Annotated in this window: 19 protein-coding genes; 8 read left to right on the top strand and 11 right to left on the bottom strand. The window is 71.5% G+C overall.

Annotated elements, in window-relative coordinates; genetic code table 11:
- Nucleotides 1-48 precede the first annotated feature (48 nt).
- Together ABT004_RS06760 and ABT004_RS06755 are read right to left on the bottom strand one after the other, a co-directional pair.
- Nucleotides 49-816, bottom strand: coding sequence for an IclR family transcriptional regulator (locus ABT004_RS06760; protein ID WP_351331964.1), 768 nt, complete (start codon nucleotides 814-816; stop codon nucleotides 49-51).
- Nucleotides 817-825: 9 nt separating this feature from the next.
- Nucleotides 826-1,638 (bottom strand): alpha/beta fold hydrolase, encoded by an 813-nt coding sequence (locus ABT004_RS06755; protein WP_351331962.1) that lies wholly within the window; start codon nucleotides 1,636-1,638, stop codon nucleotides 826-828.
- 178 nt (nucleotides 1,639-1,816) lie between these two features.
- Here ABT004_RS06755 and ABT004_RS06750 point away from each other — a divergent pair, with 178 nt between their 5' ends.
- Nucleotides 1,817-2,671 (top strand): Cof-type HAD-IIB family hydrolase, encoded by an 855-nt coding sequence (locus ABT004_RS06750; protein WP_351331960.1) that lies wholly within the window; start codon nucleotides 1,817-1,819, stop codon nucleotides 2,669-2,671.
- 177 nt (nucleotides 2,672-2,848) lie between these two features.
- Nucleotides 2,849-4,186: a lipase family protein gene (locus tag ABT004_RS06745; RefSeq protein ID WP_351331958.1), complete on the top strand. Its 1,338-nt coding sequence runs from the start codon at nucleotides 2,849-2,851 to the stop codon at nucleotides 4,184-4,186.
- Nucleotides 4,187-4,261: 75 nt separating this feature from the next.
- On the opposite strand, the gene ABT004_RS06740 is transcribed toward ABT004_RS06745, so the two are convergent.
- The 8 genes from ABT004_RS06740 to ABT004_RS06705 all read right to left on the bottom strand — a co-directional run bounded on the left by ABT004_RS06740 (nucleotide 4,262) and on the right by ABT004_RS06705 (nucleotide 11,987).
- Entirely contained in the window at nucleotides 4,262-5,743 is a 1,482-nt protein-coding gene (locus ABT004_RS06740; RefSeq protein WP_351331956.1) for a SulP family inorganic anion transporter, read from the bottom strand.
- Nucleotides 5,744-5,751: 8 nt separating this feature from the next.
- Nucleotides 5,752-6,333, bottom strand: a complete 582-nt coding sequence (locus tag ABT004_RS06735; RefSeq protein ID WP_351331954.1) for a carbonic anhydrase — start codon at nucleotides 6,331-6,333, stop codon at nucleotides 5,752-5,754.
- Nucleotides 6,334-6,408: 75 nt separating this feature from the next.
- Nucleotides 6,409-6,768, bottom strand: a complete 360-nt coding sequence (locus ABT004_RS06730; protein WP_351331952.1) for a hypothetical protein — start codon at nucleotides 6,766-6,768, stop codon at nucleotides 6,409-6,411.
- 182 nt (nucleotides 6,769-6,950) lie between these two features.
- Complete coding sequence (locus ABT004_RS06725) at nucleotides 6,951-8,600, bottom strand: ABC-F family ATP-binding cassette domain-containing protein (protein WP_351331950.1); 1,650 nt, start codon at nucleotides 8,598-8,600, stop codon at nucleotides 6,951-6,953.
- A gap of 82 nt (nucleotides 8,601-8,682) precedes the next feature.
- Complete coding sequence (locus ABT004_RS06720; RefSeq protein ID WP_351331948.1) at nucleotides 8,683-10,317, bottom strand: ABC-F family ATP-binding cassette domain-containing protein; 1,635 nt, start codon at nucleotides 10,315-10,317, stop codon at nucleotides 8,683-8,685.
- A gap of 214 nt (nucleotides 10,318-10,531) precedes the next feature.
- Complete coding sequence (locus ABT004_RS06715; protein ID WP_351331946.1) at nucleotides 10,532-11,059, bottom strand: HPP family protein; 528 nt, start codon at nucleotides 11,057-11,059, stop codon at nucleotides 10,532-10,534.
- Nucleotides 11,060-11,136: 77 nt separating this feature from the next.
- The gene (locus ABT004_RS06710; protein WP_351331945.1) at nucleotides 11,137-11,298 is read right to left on the bottom strand and encodes a hypothetical protein; all 162 of its coding nucleotides are present in this window, start codon (nucleotides 11,296-11,298) and stop codon (nucleotides 11,137-11,139) included.
- Between the two features lie 131 nt (nucleotides 11,299-11,429).
- Complete coding sequence (locus ABT004_RS06705) at nucleotides 11,430-11,987, bottom strand: Dps family protein (protein ID WP_351331943.1); 558 nt, start codon at nucleotides 11,985-11,987, stop codon at nucleotides 11,430-11,432.
- Between the two features lie 143 nt (nucleotides 11,988-12,130).
- On the opposite strand from ABT004_RS06705, the gene ABT004_RS06700 reads away from it, so the two are divergent.
- The 3 genes from ABT004_RS06700 to ABT004_RS06690 are packed head-to-tail and all read left to right on the top strand — an operon-like array spanning nucleotide 12,131 to nucleotide 16,042.
- Nucleotides 12,131-13,003 carry an ABC transporter ATP-binding protein gene (locus ABT004_RS06700; protein WP_351331941.1) on the top strand — a complete coding sequence of 291 codons (873 nt, stop codon included), beginning with the start codon at nucleotides 12,131-12,133 and terminating at the stop codon, nucleotides 13,001-13,003.
- The gene (locus ABT004_RS06695) at nucleotides 13,000-13,983 is read left to right on the top strand and encodes an ABC transporter substrate-binding protein (protein WP_351331939.1); all 984 of its coding nucleotides are present in this window, start codon (nucleotides 13,000-13,002) and stop codon (nucleotides 13,981-13,983) included. Before ABT004_RS06700 ends, ABT004_RS06695 begins: the two co-directional genes overlap by 4 nt.
- Before the next feature lie 4 nt (nucleotides 13,984-13,987).
- A complete protein-coding gene (locus ABT004_RS06690) occupies nucleotides 13,988-16,042 on the top strand; it encodes an iron ABC transporter permease (protein ID WP_351331937.1) in 2,055 nt (684 codons plus the stop codon).
- Between the two features lie 13 nt (nucleotides 16,043-16,055).
- Here the strand turns inward: ABT004_RS06690 and ABT004_RS06685 are convergent, their stop codons facing one another.
- Nucleotides 16,056-16,529, bottom strand: a complete 474-nt coding sequence (locus ABT004_RS06685) for a peroxiredoxin (RefSeq protein WP_351331935.1) — start codon at nucleotides 16,527-16,529, stop codon at nucleotides 16,056-16,058.
- 121 nt (nucleotides 16,530-16,650) lie between these two features.
- Between ABT004_RS06685 and ABT004_RS06680 the strand changes: the two genes are divergently transcribed.
- The 3 genes from ABT004_RS06680 (at nucleotide 16,651) to ABT004_RS06670 (ending at nucleotide 18,003) form a co-directional block, all read left to right on the top strand.
- Nucleotides 16,651-16,857: a hypothetical protein gene (locus ABT004_RS06680; RefSeq protein WP_326016948.1), complete on the top strand. Its 207-nt coding sequence runs from the start codon at nucleotides 16,651-16,653 to the stop codon at nucleotides 16,855-16,857.
- Between the two features lie 278 nt (nucleotides 16,858-17,135).
- Nucleotides 17,136-17,606, top strand: coding sequence for an SsgA family sporulation/cell division regulator (locus ABT004_RS06675; RefSeq protein WP_351331933.1), 471 nt, complete (start codon nucleotides 17,136-17,138; stop codon nucleotides 17,604-17,606).
- A gap of 112 nt (nucleotides 17,607-17,718) precedes the next feature.
- A complete protein-coding gene (locus ABT004_RS06670; protein ID WP_351331931.1) occupies nucleotides 17,719-18,003 on the top strand; it encodes a hypothetical protein in 285 nt (94 codons plus the stop codon).
- The last annotated feature ends 33 nt before the right edge of the window (nucleotides 18,004-18,036 follow it).

Below are 18,036 nucleotides of genomic sequence, written 5' to 3'. Positions count from 1 at the left end.
ACCGACCACAGTGGTGAGCTGGACCACAGCCCCACAACGGCACTTCCGTCAGACGGAAGCCGGGGGCACGCTCGAGACGGGTTGCCACCCCAGAGCACGCGAAATGCCGCGTCCGGCCAACTGCACCGCCGGAATCAGCGCAGGCGTCCGCGCGCCCTCGACCGGTACGACGACGGAGACCGCGGCGACGACATCCCCACGCGGACCGCGCACCGGCGCCGCCACCGACAGCGCGTCGTCGGTGACCTGACGGTCACTCACCGCGACGCCCACGCGCCGCACTTCGGCCAGCATCCGGCGCAGCCGCACCGGATCGGTGACGGTGTACGGGGTGAACGCGTCGAGCCCGCCCTCCGGGTAGCGGTCCTGCAGATCGAGGCCGCCGTGCGCGAGCAGCACCAGGCCCACGCCCGTCGCGTGCAGCGGCCAGCGTGCGCCGACCCGCGAGTGCACGCCCACGGCCGAACGACCCGACAGGCGCTCGATGTAGACGACCTCACGGCCGTCGCGCACGGCCAGGTGCACGTTCTCGTGCGTGGCCTCGTACAGGTCCTCGAGGAACGGCAGCGCCGCCTGGCGCAGGCCGAGACCGCGCGGGGCGAGCGCCGCGATCTCCCACAGGCGCAGCCCCACGTGGTAGTTCCCCGCGTCGTCGCGCTCCAGGGCGCCCCAGCGGGAGAGCGCGCCGACGAGCCGGTGCGCCGTGGGCAGCGGAAGATCGGCGCGGTGCGCGAGCTGGGTCAGTGTGAGCGACGGGTGTTGCTGGTCGAAGGCGCCGAGCGCGTCGAGCAGCCGGTCGCTCGCGGAACGGGTCACAGCCCTGCCCTATCCGGTCGGGCAGCGGTCGCGGAGGAAGTCCAGGAGCACGGCGTTGAACAGCTCGGGCTGCTCCACGCCCGGCAGGTGCCCGGCCCCGTCGATCACCCGCAGCACCGAGTCCGGCACCAGCTTCACGATCTCCTCGGCGTCCGGGACCGGCGTGTACACGTCGTCCGCGCCGACGACGACGAGGGCGGGAACCCGGGCCGCCGCGAGGCTGTCCCGGTAGTCGGGGCGCTCGGCACGGCCGCGCAGCGCCGCCGCGGCCCCGCGCGGGTCGGTGACCTGCATCATGCCGAGGACATGCGCGGCGACCTCCGGCAGCGCGGCCACGTTGTAGCGCGCGAGCATCTTGTCGATGACCTCGCTCGCGTACCCGCCCATGCCCTCGGCGAGCAGCCGCACCGCGAGCCGGTTGCGGTGGATCTTGCCCTCGGGGGTCTCGGGCGGCGCTGAGGTGTCGGACAGGACGAGCGCGCGGGTGCGGTCCGGGTGCCGCAAGTGGAACTCCATGGCGATCTGGCCGCCCATGGACACACCACCGACCACGGCGGTGTCGAGGCCCAGCTCGTCCAGGAGTGCGGCGATGTCGTCCGCGAAGCGCGCCAGCAGCACCTGCCCCGGAGTGACATCGCTCTCGCCGTAGCCGCGCAGATCGGGCGTGAGTACCCGGTACCCGGCCGCCGCGAGCGCCTCCGCCTGGGTGGCCCACAGGGTCCGGTTGAACGGATGCCCGTGGATCAGCACGACCGCGACGCCGTCCGCGGGGCCGAGATCGTCGTACCGCAAAACGGTGCCATCCAGCGTGAATCGGGGCATGGCGTGCTCCAGGTTGGGTTGGTCCCGCGCGGGGGTGAGTGCCGGAACCGTACGGCGCGGGCGTGCGCATGATCAAGAGTGTTGGCCGGTCAGGGCGGGGAGGGTGGCCCTTTTAGACTGGTGGTGCCGCGCCCGCGCCCGGGGTCCCGCGGCCCGCACCACCGAACCAGGAACCACCGTGAACACCCAGCACCAGGCGGCCGCCGCCACCCTGCCCGACATCCGCCTGGTCGTCACCGACATGGACGGCACGCTCCTGGACGGCGACGGGAAGATACCGGATTCCCTCTGGCCGCTCCTGGCCGAAATGAACCGTCGCGGCATCGCCTTCTGCCCCGCCAGCGGACGGCAGTACGCGACGCTCGCCGCCGAGTTCGAAGCCGTCGACGACAGCGGCATGGTCTACGTCGCGGAGAACGGCGCGTACGTCGTGCGCGGCGGCGTCGAGGTCAGCTCCGACCCGCTGGAGCGGGGCGTCGTCGAGTGGATCGTGAAGTCGGTGCGCGCCCTCGTCGACGAGGGCGGGGCCGACGTGGGCGTCGTCGTCTGCGGGAAGCGGTCCGCCTACGTGGAGCGCTCCGACGAGGCGTTCATGACGCAGGTCCGCAAGTACTACGCCGCCCACGAGATCGTCGCCGACGCCACCGCCGTCGAGGACGAGTTCGTCAAGGTCGCGCTCTTCGACTTCGGCAACGCGCAGGACACCACCGCCCCGCTCCTCGCGCCGCTCGCCGATTCCCACCAGGTCGTCGTCTCCAGCCGGCACTGGATCGACGTCATGAACCCCGCCGCGAACAAGGGTGCCGCCGTCCGCAGGCTCCAGGACGCCCTGGGTGTCACCCCCGCGCAGACCGTGGTGTTCGGCGACTACCGCAACGACCTGGAGATGCTGGACACCGCCGACTGGTCCTACGCCATGGCCAACGCCCACCCCGACGTCCTGGTCCGCGCCCGGCTGCGCGCCCCGGCCAACACCGAGAACGGTGTGGTCCGCACGGTCGGTGACCTCCTCGGGATCACGGTGCGGCCGTAAGTTACTGAACCGTAACGTTCCCGGTGCTACCCGCGGTAACGGTTGTCTGGATAGCGTCCGGCAAGGCGCGCGGTGGCGGTGGGACGACCGCTCCGGACGCGCCGTCGGCCTGCCCGATTTTCCGGCCGACAGCCGCCAGGCGGGGGTCGACTCCCGCCCGTAGACCGGAGGTTCGCCATGCCCGCCGCCCCCACCCGCCTACTGGCCGCCGCTGTCACCCTCGCCGCGTGTGTCGGTGCGCAGGCCGTGCCCGCCGCGGCAGCCACCGGAGCGGAGACCTCCGGTGACACGGTCTCGCGCGGTGTCACGATCCCCGCGTTCTACAACCCGCCGGCCGAACTGCCCGGCGCCAACGGGTCGTTGATCCGCAGCGAGGGGCTCCCGCTCGCCCTCAGCCTGCCCGGCCTGAACGGACCGCTGCCCGGCAAGGCGACCCGCATCATGTACAAGACCACCGACTCCAACGGGAAGCCCGCCGCGTCCACGGGGGCGTACATCGAGCCCAGCGCCAAGTGGCGCGGCTCCGGCCCCCGCCCACTCGTGGCACTCGCCCCCGGCACGCAGGGGCAGGGCGACCAGTGCGCGGCGTCGATGGGTCTCGAGCACCCTCTGCGCATCAACGGGCGGACACTGGTTGCCGGTTACGAGGACCTGGCGATCTACCGGCTCCTCGCGAAGGGCGTCGCCGTCGTCGTCACCGACTACATCGGCCTGGGCGCCACGGACCGCCTGCACACCTACGTGAACCGGCTCGACGAGGCGCACGCCGTGCTCGACGCCGTGCGGGCCGCCCGCGCCCTCAAGGACGCCACGATCACCAGCGGCTCGCGGGTCGGCCTCTTCGGCTACAGCCAGGGCGGCGGCGCCACCGCGGCCGCCGCCGAACTCCAGCCCACCTACGCGCCCGAAGTCACGCTCTCGGGCACGTACGCGGGAGCGCCGCCCGCCGACCTGACCGCGACCACCAAGGCCATCGACGGAACCGACCTCGTCGGCGCGCTCGGCTGGTCGCTCAACGGGTTCCTGCAGTCGGACCCGGAGCTTCAGGCGATCGCCGACAAGCACCTGAACGACAAGGGGCGGGCCGCCCTGAAGGACTTCTCCACGGCGTGCGTCGGCGACGCCATCCTCGGCTACTCGTCGAAGAAGAGCTCGGCCTGGACGAAGGACGGCCAGACCCTCGAAGACATCATCAAGGCCGAACCCCGCCTCCAGGAGTTCCTCGACCAGCAGCGCATCGGCACCATCGAGCCGCAGAGCCCGGTGCGCGTCGCCACAGGTGTCAGCGACAACCTCGTCCCGCACGGCCAGGCCCGCCAGTTGGCCGTCGACTGGTGCGGCCGCGGAGCCCAGGTCACATACAAGCCGGTGAAACTCCCGGACGTCGGCCGCGCCCTGATCAACCACTTCGCCCCGCTCCTCACCGACCAGGGCCCGGCGATCACCTGGCTCACCGACCGCCTCTCCGGCGAACCCGCGACCTCCACCTGCGCCGAACTCCCGTCACACAGCTGAGCGTTCGGGTACGAACGGCGCGCGAAAGCCCCGACTCCCTTGCGTGGCAAGGGAGTCGGGGCTTTCGCAGCGGGGTCAGGTCGATGTCACCTTCACCGGTTCCGTCTCCGCGGAGCTGTGGCGTTCCGCCCAGTTCTCCAGGGCCGTGCGGCACGCATGGTCCAGGTGGTGGAGGCCGGACAGGTTCAGCTCCACGGGGCGGTCCTGCGGGAGTGCCTCCAGGCTGTCGAGGATCTTCGGCAGCTTGAGGAACGTCGCGTTGCCGGACAGGTGAGCCTGCACCGGGCCCGCGCCCTTGTCTATGATCTCCAGCTTGATGTGCGAGGCCTCCCAGGCGGTCTTCACGATCGACAGGGCGAGGCCGATGAGCACGCCCTCGAACATGCTGACCGCCACGATCGACACCGCGGTGACGACCAGGATCAGCGCCTCACCGCGATGGTCGCGCCAGAGCTTCACCAGTGCCCGTACGGGCACCAGCTTCGCCCCGGCGTGGACCAGCACACCCGCGAGGGCCGGGATCGGGATGAAGGCGAGCAGCGCGGGCAGCAGCGCGGCGAACAGCAGCAGCCATACGCCGTGCATGACCCGCGAAGCCTTCGTCTTGGCGCCCGCCTGCACATTGGCCGAGCTGCGCACGATCACCGCGGTCATCGGCAGCGCGCCGAGCACGCCGCACACCGCGTTGCCCGCGCCCTGGGCGAGCAGCTCCTTGTCGTACGCGGTGCGCGGACCGTCGTGCATCCGGTCCACGGCCGCCGCGCTGAACAGCGACTCCGCCGAGGCGATCAGCGTGAACGCCACGAGCATGCCGAGCACACCGACGGAGAGGAGCTCACCGAACGCCTCGAGCGGCGGCGGCTGGATCGAGCCGAGCAGACCGTTGACCTCGACCATGGTGACGGGCGCGTCGAACACGAACGCCGCCAGCATGGCCAGGCCCACCGCGGCGAGCGGACCGGGAACGACGCGCGCCTTGCGCGGCATGTGCTTCCAGAACACGAGGATCGCGACGGTCCCGGCGCCCAGGGCGAGCGAGGCCAGCGCACTGGTGCTGCCGAGCGCGTCGAGGAACGCCTCCGGGAGCCCCGCTATCTTGCCGATCCCGGACTCCGGGGCCTTGGCGTCGAGTACCGAGTACAGCTGGCCCGCGATCAGGACCAGGCCGATGCCGGCGAGCATGCCCTCGACGACCGACACCGAGATGGCCCGGAAGTAGCGGCCCACCTTCAGCGCGCCCATCGCGATCTGCAAGAGGCCGGTCGCCAGCACGATGACACCAAGGACCGGCAGACCGAACTCGCGCACCGCTTCGTACACGAGCACGGTCAACCCGGCGGCAGGCCCCGACACTTGGAGGCTGCTGCCCCGCATCAGGCCGGTGACGATGCCGCCGACGATGCCGGTGATCAAACCGAGTTCGGCGGGCACACCGGAGGCGACGGCCACGCCGACGCACAACGGAAGTGCCACCAGGAACACGACGAGCGAGGCGGTGAAGTCCGCCTTGAGATGAGGGAACTTGGGAGTCGGGGTGTGGGGGGTGGGTTCGGTCACGGTGGCGCTCACAGAGTCTCGAACGCGTCGGTGTCGACACGGTGTTCGCGGACGCCGCCGGTGTGCACCTCGTAGTACCAGCCGCGCAGCGTGAGGCGGCCGTCGGCGAGCCCGCGCTCCACACACGGGTAGGAGCGCAGCCTGAGCAGCTGGGCGAGGACGTGCTGTTGGACGGCCGAGGAGACGGTGACGTCGGCCGGATCGCACGCGCCGGGCTCGTCCGCGGCGTGCGCGAGCCAGTCCCTGACGGCGGGCACGGCCGCGAGGTCGTCGCCGCGCACCAGCGCGCCGATCGCCCCGCAGTGCGAGTGCCCGCACACGACGATGTCCTGGACGCCGAGGACTTCCACGGCGTACTCGATGGTGGCGGTCTCCCCGCAGGGGCTGCCATTGGCGTACGGGGGCACGATGTTGCCCGCGGTGCGGAGCTCGAACAGCTCACCGGGGCGCGCGCCCGTGATCAGGGCCGGCACGACGCGAGAGTCGGAGCAGGTGATGAACAGGACCTGCGGGGACTGGCCGTCGGCGTGACTGGCGAACTCCTCAGGGCGCCGGCCGAACGTGCGGGCGTTGTCGATGAGGGGCTGCATGTGTGGTGATTCCTCCTGGCGCGCCGGCAGGGCGCGTCGGACGGGCAGGACAGGTGGGGGAACAGCTGTCGGGAATCAGCAGCGGAAGACCTGAAGGGACGCCGCTGTCAGCTCGTCGATGGATCTGACCGGTCTGGCGTACGAGGCGTGTGGTGCGATCGCCGATGCGGCGGTGATGCGCGGCGCGAGTGACTCGGCGTCGGGGTGGGGAAGCTGGGACGAGCCCGCGGCCGTCCGATGGCGGTCGCGGGTACGGACCGCTTCGGCGGGCCCCTGGGGGGCTGTCCCGTCGCCGTGGCAGGCCTTCGCGTCGGCCGGCGCCGCGACCGGGGTATGTGCGGAAGCGAACGAATGTCCGGACGCGAGCAGGGGGAGCGACAGCAGCAGGGCGATGACAAAGGCCATCGCTGTGCGCTTGCTCCCACCTCGGGACATGGTTTCCCCTCGCATATCTCTCACCAAGAGATAGCCAACGTACGGTCAACTGATGGTCAAGAGACAGGTTAACTCTGCAAAGGTGGCTCGTGGGTTAACGGGGTGTTTCGGGTCGAAGGATGCGTGAAAGGTGGGGCTGTTTGGCGTGAATGGCACCCCTGGACCCGTGATCTCGCCCTAAGTCACGATCCTTCGTGTGCGTCCCGTACGAGGCGGATCTCCCGGCCCTGCCAGCGTTCGCGCAGCCGGCGGTCGTGGCAGGCGACGACGATGGCGCCGGGCCCCGCGCCCAGCGCGTCCTCCAACTCGTCGCACAGCGTGGGGGACAGATGGTTCGTCGGCTCGTCGAGCAGCAGCAGCTCCGGCGGATCCGCCACGAGCAGCGCGAGCGCGAGCCGGCGCCGCTGGCCGACCGAAAGCCGGCCCACGGGCTTGCCGAGGTCGGCCGGGCCCAGCAGGCCGAGCCCGGCCAGCGGCACCGCCTCGGCCCGCGCGAACCCGAGCTCCTGCGCGTACGTGTCCCGGGCGGTGCGCTCGGGCCGCGCGAACACGGAGTCCTGGGCGAGCAGCCCCACCGACAGTCCCGCCCGCCGCCGTGTCCCGCCGCGCGCCGTCAGCTGCCCGGCAAGAACCGCCAACAGGGTTGACTTCCCACTGCCGTTGGCACCCGTGACCAGTAGGCGGTCGTCGGGCGTGACGTCGAGCCGGTCCAGGGTGAGCCGTCCCGGAACATCGACCGCCCGCAGGGACACCAGCGGCTCATCGATGTCCTCGCCCTCGCCCGACCACCTGTCGGCGAGGCGGTCGGGCCGAAAGCGCAGCGGCGGGGGAGGCGCGGCGACCTGGGTGCGCTCCAACTCCTCCAGGCGCCGGGTGGCGTTACGGACCCGGCGTGAGATCTGACTCTGCACCCGGTTGGCGCGGACGCCGTACCCCATCTTCTCGTTGTCGCGCGGAGCACGGTCCGGGGCGACGCGGCGCGCCGAGACACCGGCCGCGTGCCGCAGCGCGACCAACTCCTCCTGTTCCTCGGCGAATCGCCGCTCCCACCGCCCCCGCTCTGCTCGCTTCTCCCCGAGGTAGGCGCTGTAGTTGCCGCCAAACCGCACGGGCCCCTCCACTGCCGGATCGAGGTCGACAAGGTCCGTGCAGACGGCGTCGAGGAACGCCCGGTCGTGGCTGGCGAGGACGACCACGCCGGGCAGTGCCCGCACCTGTTCTTCCACGAACAGCGCGGCGTCGTCGTCGAGATGGTTCGTCGGCTCGTCGAGCAGTAGCGCGGCGGGGCGGCGCGCGAGCAGCGCCGCCAGGGAGAGCCGCCCGCGCTGGCCACCGGAGAGCGAACCCAGGGCGCGGGTGTGGGCGAGCGACCCGAGGCCGAGCCCGGCGAGGGTGATCTCGGCGCGCCGGTCCGCGTCCCATGCCTCGCGTTCCCGGGCATCCTCAAGCAACTGCCCATAGGTGGCGAGGAGTTCCGGATACGTGTCGGAGTCCTCCGGTGTCCGGGCGAGCTCGTCGCCGATCCGGTCGAGCTCGGCGAGTGCGGCGCGGGTCTCGCGCAGCGCGTCGGCCAGCACGTCCGCGATCGTCGTCGTGGCCTCGTACGGCGCCTCCTGCTGGAGGAAGCCGAGGTCGGGCGGCCGTACGACGCTGCCGGAGTCGGGTGTGTCGACGCCGGCGAGCAGGCGCAGCAGGGTCGACTTGCCGACCCCGTTCTCGCCGATCAGGCCGATGCGGCGGCCGGGAGCGGCGGTGAGCGACACACCATCGAGCACGCGGCGGGTGCCGAGGGTGCGGATCAGGTCGTGGGCGATGAGGGCGGTCGTGGCCATGAGCTGTGTTCCGTCCGACGTGAGCAGCGGTGGGGCCCGCCGGGCGTACACCTCGGGCGGGCCATGTCGTCACGCCGGCGGGTCACATCTCGGGCGCCCCCACCTCGGTCAGCTTGCCGCCCGCGAGCCGCAGCCCGCGCTCCACTCCGATCCGCGCGAGGAACCGCTCGTCGTGGCTGACCACCATGAACGCGCCCTGGTAGGAGCCGAGCGCGCTCTCCAGCTGGCCGACGCCGACCAGGTCGAGGTTGTTCGTCGGCTCGTCGAGGAGCAGCAGCTGCGGGGCCGGCTCCGCGCACAGCACGCAGGCCAGGGTGGCCCGCAGCAGCTCCCCGCCGGACAGCACCCCGACCGGCAGCTGGGCGCGCGGGCCGCGGAACAGGAACCTGGCCAGCAGATTCATCCGCTCCGCCGCCGGGCGCCCCGGCGCGAACGCGGCGAAGTTCTCGGCGACGGTGCGCTCGGGGTCGAGCAGGTCCAGACGCTGAGACAGATAGGCGATCCGGCCGTCGGCCCGCTTCACGCTGCCCCCGCTCGGCTGGAGATCACCGCTCACGAGCCGCAACAGGGTCGTCTTCCCCGCCCCGTTGGGACCCGTCAGCGCGATGCGCTCAGGACCCCGCACCGCGAAGTCGAGGCCCCCGGCGGAGAACAGGTCCCGCTCGCCGTGGCGGACCTGCGCGTGCTCGGCCAGTACGAGGGTGCGGCCCGCGGGCACCTTGGTGTCGGGCAGATCGAGGACGAGGCGCGGATCATCGCGCACGGCGCGCTCCGCCTCGTCGAGACGTGCCTTGGCATCGCCGACGCGGGCCGCGTGCGTCTGCCCGGCCCGGCCCGCGGACTCCTGGGCGCCACGCTTCATGGTCCCCGCGAAGATCTTGGGCAGTCCGGCGCTCTTCAGGTTGCGCGCGGCATTGCTCGCACGCCGCTCGGCGCGCTCACGGGCCTGCTGCAACTCCCGCTTCTCGCGCTTGACCTCCTGTTCGGCGTTGCGGACGTTCTTCTCGGCGACGTCCTGTTCCGCGCTCACCGCCTCCTCGTACGCGGTGAAGTTGCCTCCGTACCAGCGCAGTTCACCGTGGTGCAGTTCGGCGATCCGCTCCATGCGTTCGAGGAGTGCGCGGTCGTGGCTGACCAGCAGCAGGCAGCCGTTCCAGCGCTCCAGCACGTCGTACAGGTGGCGGCGTGCGTCGAGGTCGAGGTTGTTGGTCGGCTCGTCGAGGAGCAGCACATCGGGTCGGCGCAGCAGCTGGGCGGCGAGCCCCAGGGAGACGATCTGACCGCCGCTGAGCGTGTCGAGACGCCGGTCGAGACCGAGGGCACCGAGGCCGAGGGAGTCGAGTTCGGCGCGGGTGCGCTCCTCGATGTCCCAGTCGTCGCCGATGACGGTGAAGTGTTCCTCGCTCACATCCCCGGACTCGACGGCGTCCAGGGCACGGACGATCTCGGCGACGTCGAGCACCTCGGCCACGGTGAGCGAGCCGGCCAGCGGCAGGTTCTGGGGGAGATGGCCGAGCACACCGTGCACGGTCACCGAGCCGCCGGTCGGCTTCAGCTCACCGGCGATCAGCTTGAGAAGGGTGCTCTTGCCCGCGCCGTTCGGGGCCACGAGACCGGTGCGGCCCGTCGGCACGGAGAAGGAGAGGCCGTCGAACACCGGGGTGTCGTCGGGCCAGGAGAAGGACAGGTTCGAGCTGACGACCGAAGCGTCGGACACGGAAGCAGACCTCGCGTGGGAGACGGACAGACCGATACGGCTGCCCGGAACAGGAAAGGGGACGACTGTGAGGCCACTCCGGCGATGCATCCGCGCACCGGCCGCTGGCCTGTGAGAGCCGGGTCATCACCCGGAGATGTCGTCGTCCACCGCCATGTTCGTTCTCCTCGATCAAGCGAAAGGTCCAAGAACACTAACAGCTACGGGCCCGCGGTCACCAGCTTTGCGGGTAGCGCACGGGGTGTCCGCCGATCCGGCCCGGCAGCAGTCCGACGGCGACCAGCAGCCCGGTGCCCAGCGCGAGCAGGGAGAGGAAGGGGACGGGGTGCGGGGCCTGCAGCACGACGATCACCGCCGTGGCGGCGGCGGGGGAGTGGGAGAGGTGCGTGAGCATCATCGCCCCCAGCGAGAGACCGGCGGCGACGGCCGCGCCCCACCCGTTGCTCCCCGTCACCGCGAGCGTCCCGAACCCGATGGCGGCGGAGATCAGCTGGCCTCCGACGAGATTGCGCGGCTGCGAGATCGGCAGTCCGGGCGCGCCGTGCACCAGGGCGGCGCTCGCGGCGAGCGGGGGTATCAGGAGCGGCTGCCGCAGCAGCACGCCGACCGCGACGAGCACCAGCAGGGCGCCGATCGCGAAGACGGTGGCCCGCAGGGCGTGCAGGGGATGAGGGCGGGAGGCGGCGGACGGGGGCGTGGACATGCGATCTCCGGGCAGGACGAGCGGGAACCCGGTGATCATAAACAAAGTGTTGAAGCCTGGGCGTTTTGCTTGCCTCTCGGGCAAGAAAGGGCAAGCAAGGCCAGGACGGACCGCTACTACCGCCGGTTGTCCTCCGCGATCCGGGTCGCCCGCGAGCGCACATCCGCCTCGGACATGCCCGCGTCGCACACGATCGTCATCACGCTGCCGTCGTCCAGAGACACCTGCCGCATCTCGACGCCCAACTTACTTGTGCGCTGCGGCTCTTCGTCGGACATGAGAGCTCCTCACGATCGACGCGGCGCGGTGCCCCGTCGATTCAACAATTGACGAACTCCCACCGTAGACGGCCCCGGTGGTGCGCGGGGTGCACCACCGGGGCGCAGTCACACGATCGGGCCCGTGGGCCTCACCGTACGGCCTGGCGTGCCGCCTCCGTCTCGGTGTCGGCGTCACCGGTGCGCAGGGCGCCGCCCGCCGTCTCCAGGTGGGCGCGGACGAACCACTGGAACTTCTCGAGGTCGCGCAGCTGCCCGATCAGCAGGTCCTGGGTGGCCAGGTCGATCGCGCCGGTCCGCTCGACCGCCTTGCGGACGTCCTCGACGAGACCTGTGTAGACGACGTCGAGGGCGCCGAGGTGGGCGAGCGCGTCCGCCCGGCCGACGCTGTAGTCCTCCCAGGTCCGCGCGGCGACGAGCGCGCCGGGTGTGCCGTGGCTGACGCCGCCGAGCGCCGCGGCGCGCTCCGCGACCTCGTCCGCCATGTCCCGGACCTTGTCGACCTGCGGGTCGATCATCTCGTGCACGGCGATGAAGTGCGGTCCGACGACGTTCCAGTGGATGTGCTTGAGCGTGAGGTGCAGATCATTGAGGGCGTGCAGGCGCAGTTGCAGGATGTCGATGAGCTCGCCGGCCTCGGTGACGGAGAGGCCGGGGACGGTGTACTTCGGGTTGCTCCGCAGAGCCATGGTGCGTGTCTCCCTTCGGAGTTCGAGCGGGATGAGCTGCACTGACGGACTACCCCGCATGCCGGATCCATTCATGGTCGGCGCCGATCGGGGCACGGTCCCCGGGGTTCCCCGGCCGGTAAGGTTAGGCTAACCTTCAAGTCGTGAGATCTGGTGAACGCGCAGGTAGCGCCCCTCGTCCGCGCGGTCACGAACTGTCGGCCGAGCATGTGACCGTGTCGTACGACGGCGTCGACGTCGTGCACGACGCGGCCCTCGTCCTCAAGCCCGGCGAAGTGACCGCCCTCGTCGGCCCCAACGGCAGCGGAAAGTCGACGCTGCTGCGGACCGTCGCACGGCTGCAGAAGCCCCGGCACGGCACCTTGAGCCTCGATCCGGGCACGTCCGACGCCGCCGACGGCTTCGACCTCACCGCCCGCCAGTTCGCTCGCCGGGTCGCCCTGTTGACGCAGAGCAGACCCACGCCGGGCGGGCTCACCGTGCGCGACGTCGTCGAGTTCGGCCGCTACCCCTACCGCGGCCGGTGGGGCCAGGCCGACGCCGACGGCCCCGAGGTCGTCGCACACGTCCTCGCGTTGACCGGCGTCGAGACGCTCGCGGACCGGGGCGTCGACCAGCTCTCCGGCGGGCAGTTGCAGCGCGTGTGGCTGGCGAGCTGCCTCGCCCAGCAGACCGGCGTACTCCTCCTCGACGAGCCGACCACCTACCTCGACCTGCGCTACCAGATCGAACTCCTCGACCTCATGCGGGACCTGGCGGACGACGGCGGCATCGCCGTCGGCGTCGTCCTGCACGACCTCGACCAGGCGGCCGCCGTCGCCGACCGGATCGCGCTGCTCAGCGACGGCCGCGTCATCGCCGACGGCGCCCCCGAGGACGTACTGCGCTCCGAGCGCCTCTCCGAGACGTACGGCATCCGCGTCGACGTCGACACAGACCCCTTCACCGGACGGCTGCGCACCCGCGCGATAGGCCGTCACCACAGCAGAAGCGAAAGGCTCCAGAGCACCTCATGAGACGCCCTCTGATCATCGCCTCGGCGGCCGCGGCCGCGGCCCTCGTCCTGTCCGCCTGTGGCTCCTCCGAGCCCGCGAAGGCCGGCTCCGACGCCAAGTCCGAGAAGATCACCCTGACCGGTGTGGACGGCTCCAAGGTGAGCCTCGACGGCCCGGCGACCAAGGTCGTCGGCACCGAGTGGAACGTCGTCGAGTCCCTCGTCACGCTCGGCGTCGACCCCGCGGGCGTCGCGGACGTCAAGGGCTACAAGGCGTGGGACACCGCCGCGCCGCTCACCAACTCGCCCAAGGACATCGGTACTCGGGGCGAGCCCAGCATGGACAGCATCGCGGGCCTCACCCCCGACCTCATCATCGCCACGAACGACCTGTCGGCGTCCGCCGTCAAGCAGATGAAGAAGATCGCCCCGGTCCTCCAGGTGAAGTCGGCCGACGGTGCCGACCAGGTCGGCACGGTGTTCGAGACCCTCGACACCATCGCCAAGGCCACCGGCAAGCAGGACGAGGCCAAGGCCACCAAGAAGGCGTACGAGTCGAAGCTCGCCGAGGGCAAGAAGGCGCTCAAGGACGCGGGCGCCGACGGCTCGAAGATCGCCACCGCCGACGGCTACTCGGCCTCCAACCAGGTCTCCGTGCGCGCCTTCACCGGCCGCTCCCTGCTCGGCACCGTCAACGAGGACCTCGGCCTGAAGAACGCCTGGAAGGTCAAGGGCGACAAGGACTACGGCCTGGCCACCACCGACGTCGAGGGCCTCACCGGGCTCGGCGACGACGTGCGGTTCACGTACATCAGCAACAAGAAGGCCGGCGGCTCCGACGTCTTCGCCAAGGACCTCGCCGACAACTCCGTGTGGAAGTCGCTGCCCTTCGTGAAGTCCGGTGACGTGCACCGACTGCCCGACGGGACCTGGCTGTTCGGTGGACCGAAGTCGATGGAGCACTACATCGACGGCGTCGTCGCCGCCCTGACGAAGAAGTAGGCACGTGGCCGTCACCTCACCTCCCCGCACTCTGACGGCGCCGTCCTTCGGCGCCGTCGGGGTGACGGCCGGGCTCGTGCTGCTCGTCGCCGTGCTCGCCGTCGTCGACATCACCTACGGCACGGCCGATGTCGGCGCCCGTCAGGTGTGGCAGGCCCTCACCGGGCAGGCCGAGGCGGGCGACGCCTCCGTCGTCGTCGCCTCCCGGCTGCCGCGCATGGTGGCCGGGCTGCTCGTCGGCGTCGCGCTCGGCGCGGCCGGCGCCGTGCTGCAGGCGGTCAGCCGCAACGTGCTCGCCTCGCCCGACACCCTCGCCGTCAACGCCGGTTCGTACCTGGCGCTCGGCGTGCTCGCGGTCACCGGCGCGACCGCCTCCGTGTTCGCGTCCTCCGCGGTCGCCTTCATCGGCGGACTCGCCGCGGCGGCCGTCGTGCTCGGCCTCGCCGGGCGCGCCGCCACCACCGTCCGCCTGGTCCTCGCGGGCAGCGCCCTCGCCCTCGGCCTCAACGCCGTCACCGAGTCGCTGATCCTGCTCTTCCCCGAACAGACCGAGGGCCTCTACCAGTGGAACCAGGGCAGCATCGCCCAGAACGGTTTCGCCGGTGTGGCCCGCATGGCGCCCATCGTGGTGGTCGCGCTCATCGGCCTCATGCTGATCGCCCGCCGCGTCGACGGGCTGACCCTCGGGGACGACGCGGCGCGCGGCCTCGGTATCCCGGTGCGCGGCACTCGCGTCACCGCCGTCGTGCTCGCGGCGCTCATCTCGGCGGCCGCCGTCACCATCGCCGGACCGATCGGTTTCGTCGGCCTGTGCGCCCCGGCCCTGGTCAGGCCGGTGGCCCGTCGCGTGCGCTCGCTCGTTCCGCACCGGGTGCGGATCCCCGTCGCGGGCCTCGTCGGCGCCGCGCTCGTGCTCGGATCCGACCTGCTGCTGCGCGCCGTGACCTCCGCCCAGGTGGCGGTGACCGTGCCGACGGGCGTGGTCACCAGCGTCGTCGGCGCGGTGTTCCTCGTCGTGATGGCGATGCGACTGCGCGACGGGGACGCCGCCGCGCCGCCGGACCGGCTGCGCATCCCGAGCCGCAAGGTCTTCGCGGTCACCGTGGTCGCCCTGGCCGCCGTGCTGGTCGGCACGGCCGTCGCCGGCGTCCTCCTCGGCGACAGCACCCTGCTCCTCGGCGACGTCGTCAACTGGGCGGGCGGACAGGCCGGTCAGGCCATCACGTTCGTCCTGGACACCCGGGTTCCACGCGTCCTGGCGGCCCTGTGCGCGGGCGCGGCGCTCGCCCTGTCCGGCACCCTCGTGCAGTCCGTGACCCGCAACCCGCTCGCCGAACCCGGCGTCCTCGGTGTCTCCGGCGGCGCCGCGCTCGGCGCCGTCCTCATGGTCACCACGGTGCCCGGCGCCGGCTCGTGGAGCATCGCCGGCGCGGCGTTCGCGGGCGCCGGAGTCACCTCGGCGATCGTGTTCGGGCTCGCGGCCAAGGGCGGGTTCCAGCAGAGCCGGCTCGTCCTGATCGGTGTCGGCACGGCGTCGGGGACGGCGGCGTTGATCAGCCTCCTGATCGTGCTCACCGACCGGTTCAGCGCGACGAAGGCCCTGGTGTGGCTGTCGGGTTCGACGTACGGGCGCGGCTTCCAGGACGTGCTGCCGGTCGCGGCCGTGCTCGTCGTCGGCGCGGTCATCGCGGTCGCCCGGCGCAAGGAGCTCGACCTCGTCTCGCTCGACGCGGACACGCCCCGCCTCCTCGGCCTCGACCTCGCGCGCGGACGCCTCGGTTTCCTGGTGCTCAGCGTGCTGCTCAGCGCCACGGCCGTCGCGGCCGCGGGCACGATCGGCTTCGTCGGCCTCGTCGCACCGCACGCGGCCCGCGCCCTGGTGGGACGCAAGCACGTGCGCGTGGTGCCTGTGGCGATGCTCCTGGGCGCCGCCCTCGTCTGTGTCGCGGACCTGCTGGGCCGCTACGTCATCGCCCCGGCCCAGCTGGGCGCGGGCCTGATGACGGCCGTCGTGGGCACGCCGTACTTCGTGTACCTGCTGGTCCGCGGACGGCGTTAGTGAAGGCGGGCCCTCAGCCCGCCTTCGTACGAAGCACCTCGAGAGCTCGGTCCGCGTGCGCGCTCATCCTGAACTCGCTGCGGACCACCTCGAGCACCTGCCGGTCGGTGCCGATCACGAACGTGGCGCGCTTCGTCGGCAGCGGGCCGAAACCGCGCGCCACCCCGAACCGGCCGCGCACCTCGCCCTCGGGGTCCGACAACAGCGGAAACCCGAGGGTGTGCCGCTGCGTGAACTCCCGCTGGCGTTCGACGGCGTCGGAGCTGATCCCCACCGGGCGCGCGCCGACCGCCGCGAACTCCGCCGCCAGATCCCGGAAGTGGCAGGCCTCCGCGGTGCAGCCGGGGGTGAGCGCGGCCGGGTAGAAGAACAGCACGACCGGCCCCTCGGCGAGCAGGGACGACAGCGAGGTCGGCGCCCCCGTCTCGTCGGGCAGTGTGAAGTCCGCGACGACGGATCCGGCTTGGACGCGGGCGGACGTGGGCATGGGGCCTCCCAGGGCAGAGCGGTGAACGTGTGTGCCGTCCACGTATACCGGACGGTAAGGACCGCCGAACAGAATGTGCCCCAGGGATGTTGAGCCGGTGCCGTCTGGGTAGGGGCGCCTCATGGACGTGTCGCATGACCAGAACGTGGAGACGGCAGTGGCTGCTGCCGCCTTCCTCTCCGGACAGCAGGTCACCGAGAAGCAGTGCGGTGGCTGCGGAACCGTGGTGGCAGGCATCAACGGCCGCTACGCGTGCGGCGCTTGTGGCTGGATCAACCACTGGTCGGACGGTGACACCCACCTGCCCGCAGGGGAGGACGACGTCTGACCGGCGTCCTGGGGGAGCGGTGCGGTCGAACGTTCCTGCGGTGTCCGCCCCTCGCGTCGAACTGGCTGTGAAGGCCCTCTGGTCATTCGCGCATATGCCACTCGGCGTATACCCCTTGGCCTAAGGTTGGGAATGTCGCCCTTGTCGGGCGGCAGCACAGTCCGGCGGGAGCGGTGATGGGCCGGGCGACCCCACGCACCGGCAGTGCCGCCGGGTGCGGGGCATGGAGTGGTGAGTGCTCCCGCACAGGTGCGACAGCAGGGATGGGGTGAGTCAGGGTGAGCCCTGACGAACGGCACACGTATGGGCGCCTGGAGGCGCTGACCACGGGAGTTCTCGCCTACCCGGACGGCGAGGGGCTCGCGTGCGAGGTCCAGTTGCGGTACAGCGCGGACGACCCCCTGGTCGTCCGGATCATCGTGCCCAAGGGCGCGGCGCGCGGCGGGAGTTGGGTGCTGTCCCGTGATCTGCTCTCCGCGGGACTCAGCTGTGCGGCGGGCATCGGCGATGTCACCGTGCGGCCCGTCGCGCAGGAGGGCGAGCCGCTCGGCGTGGAGATCGAGATCCGCGGAACCCACGCCGGCGAGCCGGTCCGCTTCGTGATGGGGCACCGGGCGCTGCTCACCTATCTGGAACGCAGTCACGCCCTCGTCCCGTTCGGGGCGGAGGCGGACCAGGGCGCGATGGAACGGGAGTTGGAGCTGTTCCTCGACGAAAGGGGACGCCCGGGAGAGGCCGGAAATGCGTGACAATCCGCGCATTGCGCCTTTCGTGTGATCCTCGGTCCCGGCCGCAACCGGTACATGGCTCCCGTGTCTCTCTGCCTTCGAGACAACGGCGTACGCCACGAAGGAGGCCGGCATGCACACCATCGCGACCGGGCTGGACGAAGAGCAGATCCGCGCCATCGACTGGGCCGACGACTGGCTGCTGGCCCCGCCGAACCCGGCACACCGACTGCCTCCCCGGGTCGACCCGAAGGACATGCGCCGCCTCGAACTGCACGCCGTGCTCACGGCGTCGGGCATCGCGCCCTCGCCCGGCGACACGGAGGCCATTGAGCGGCTCAGCGCGCTCCCGGACGGCGTGCACGCGACGTTGCGCCGCTGGCTGGGATGCTGCGGTCAGTGCGGATGCGCCGCCTGAACCCTGCCGTGACACCAACGGGCCGGGCCCCTG

This window comes from Streptomyces sp. NPDC002790, assembly GCF_040295505.1.
GTDB lineage: Bacteria > Actinomycetota > Actinomycetes > Streptomycetales > Streptomycetaceae > Streptomyces.
Note: the sequence above shows the minus strand (reverse complement) of the source record. Positions and strands in the feature narration are given on the sequence as shown.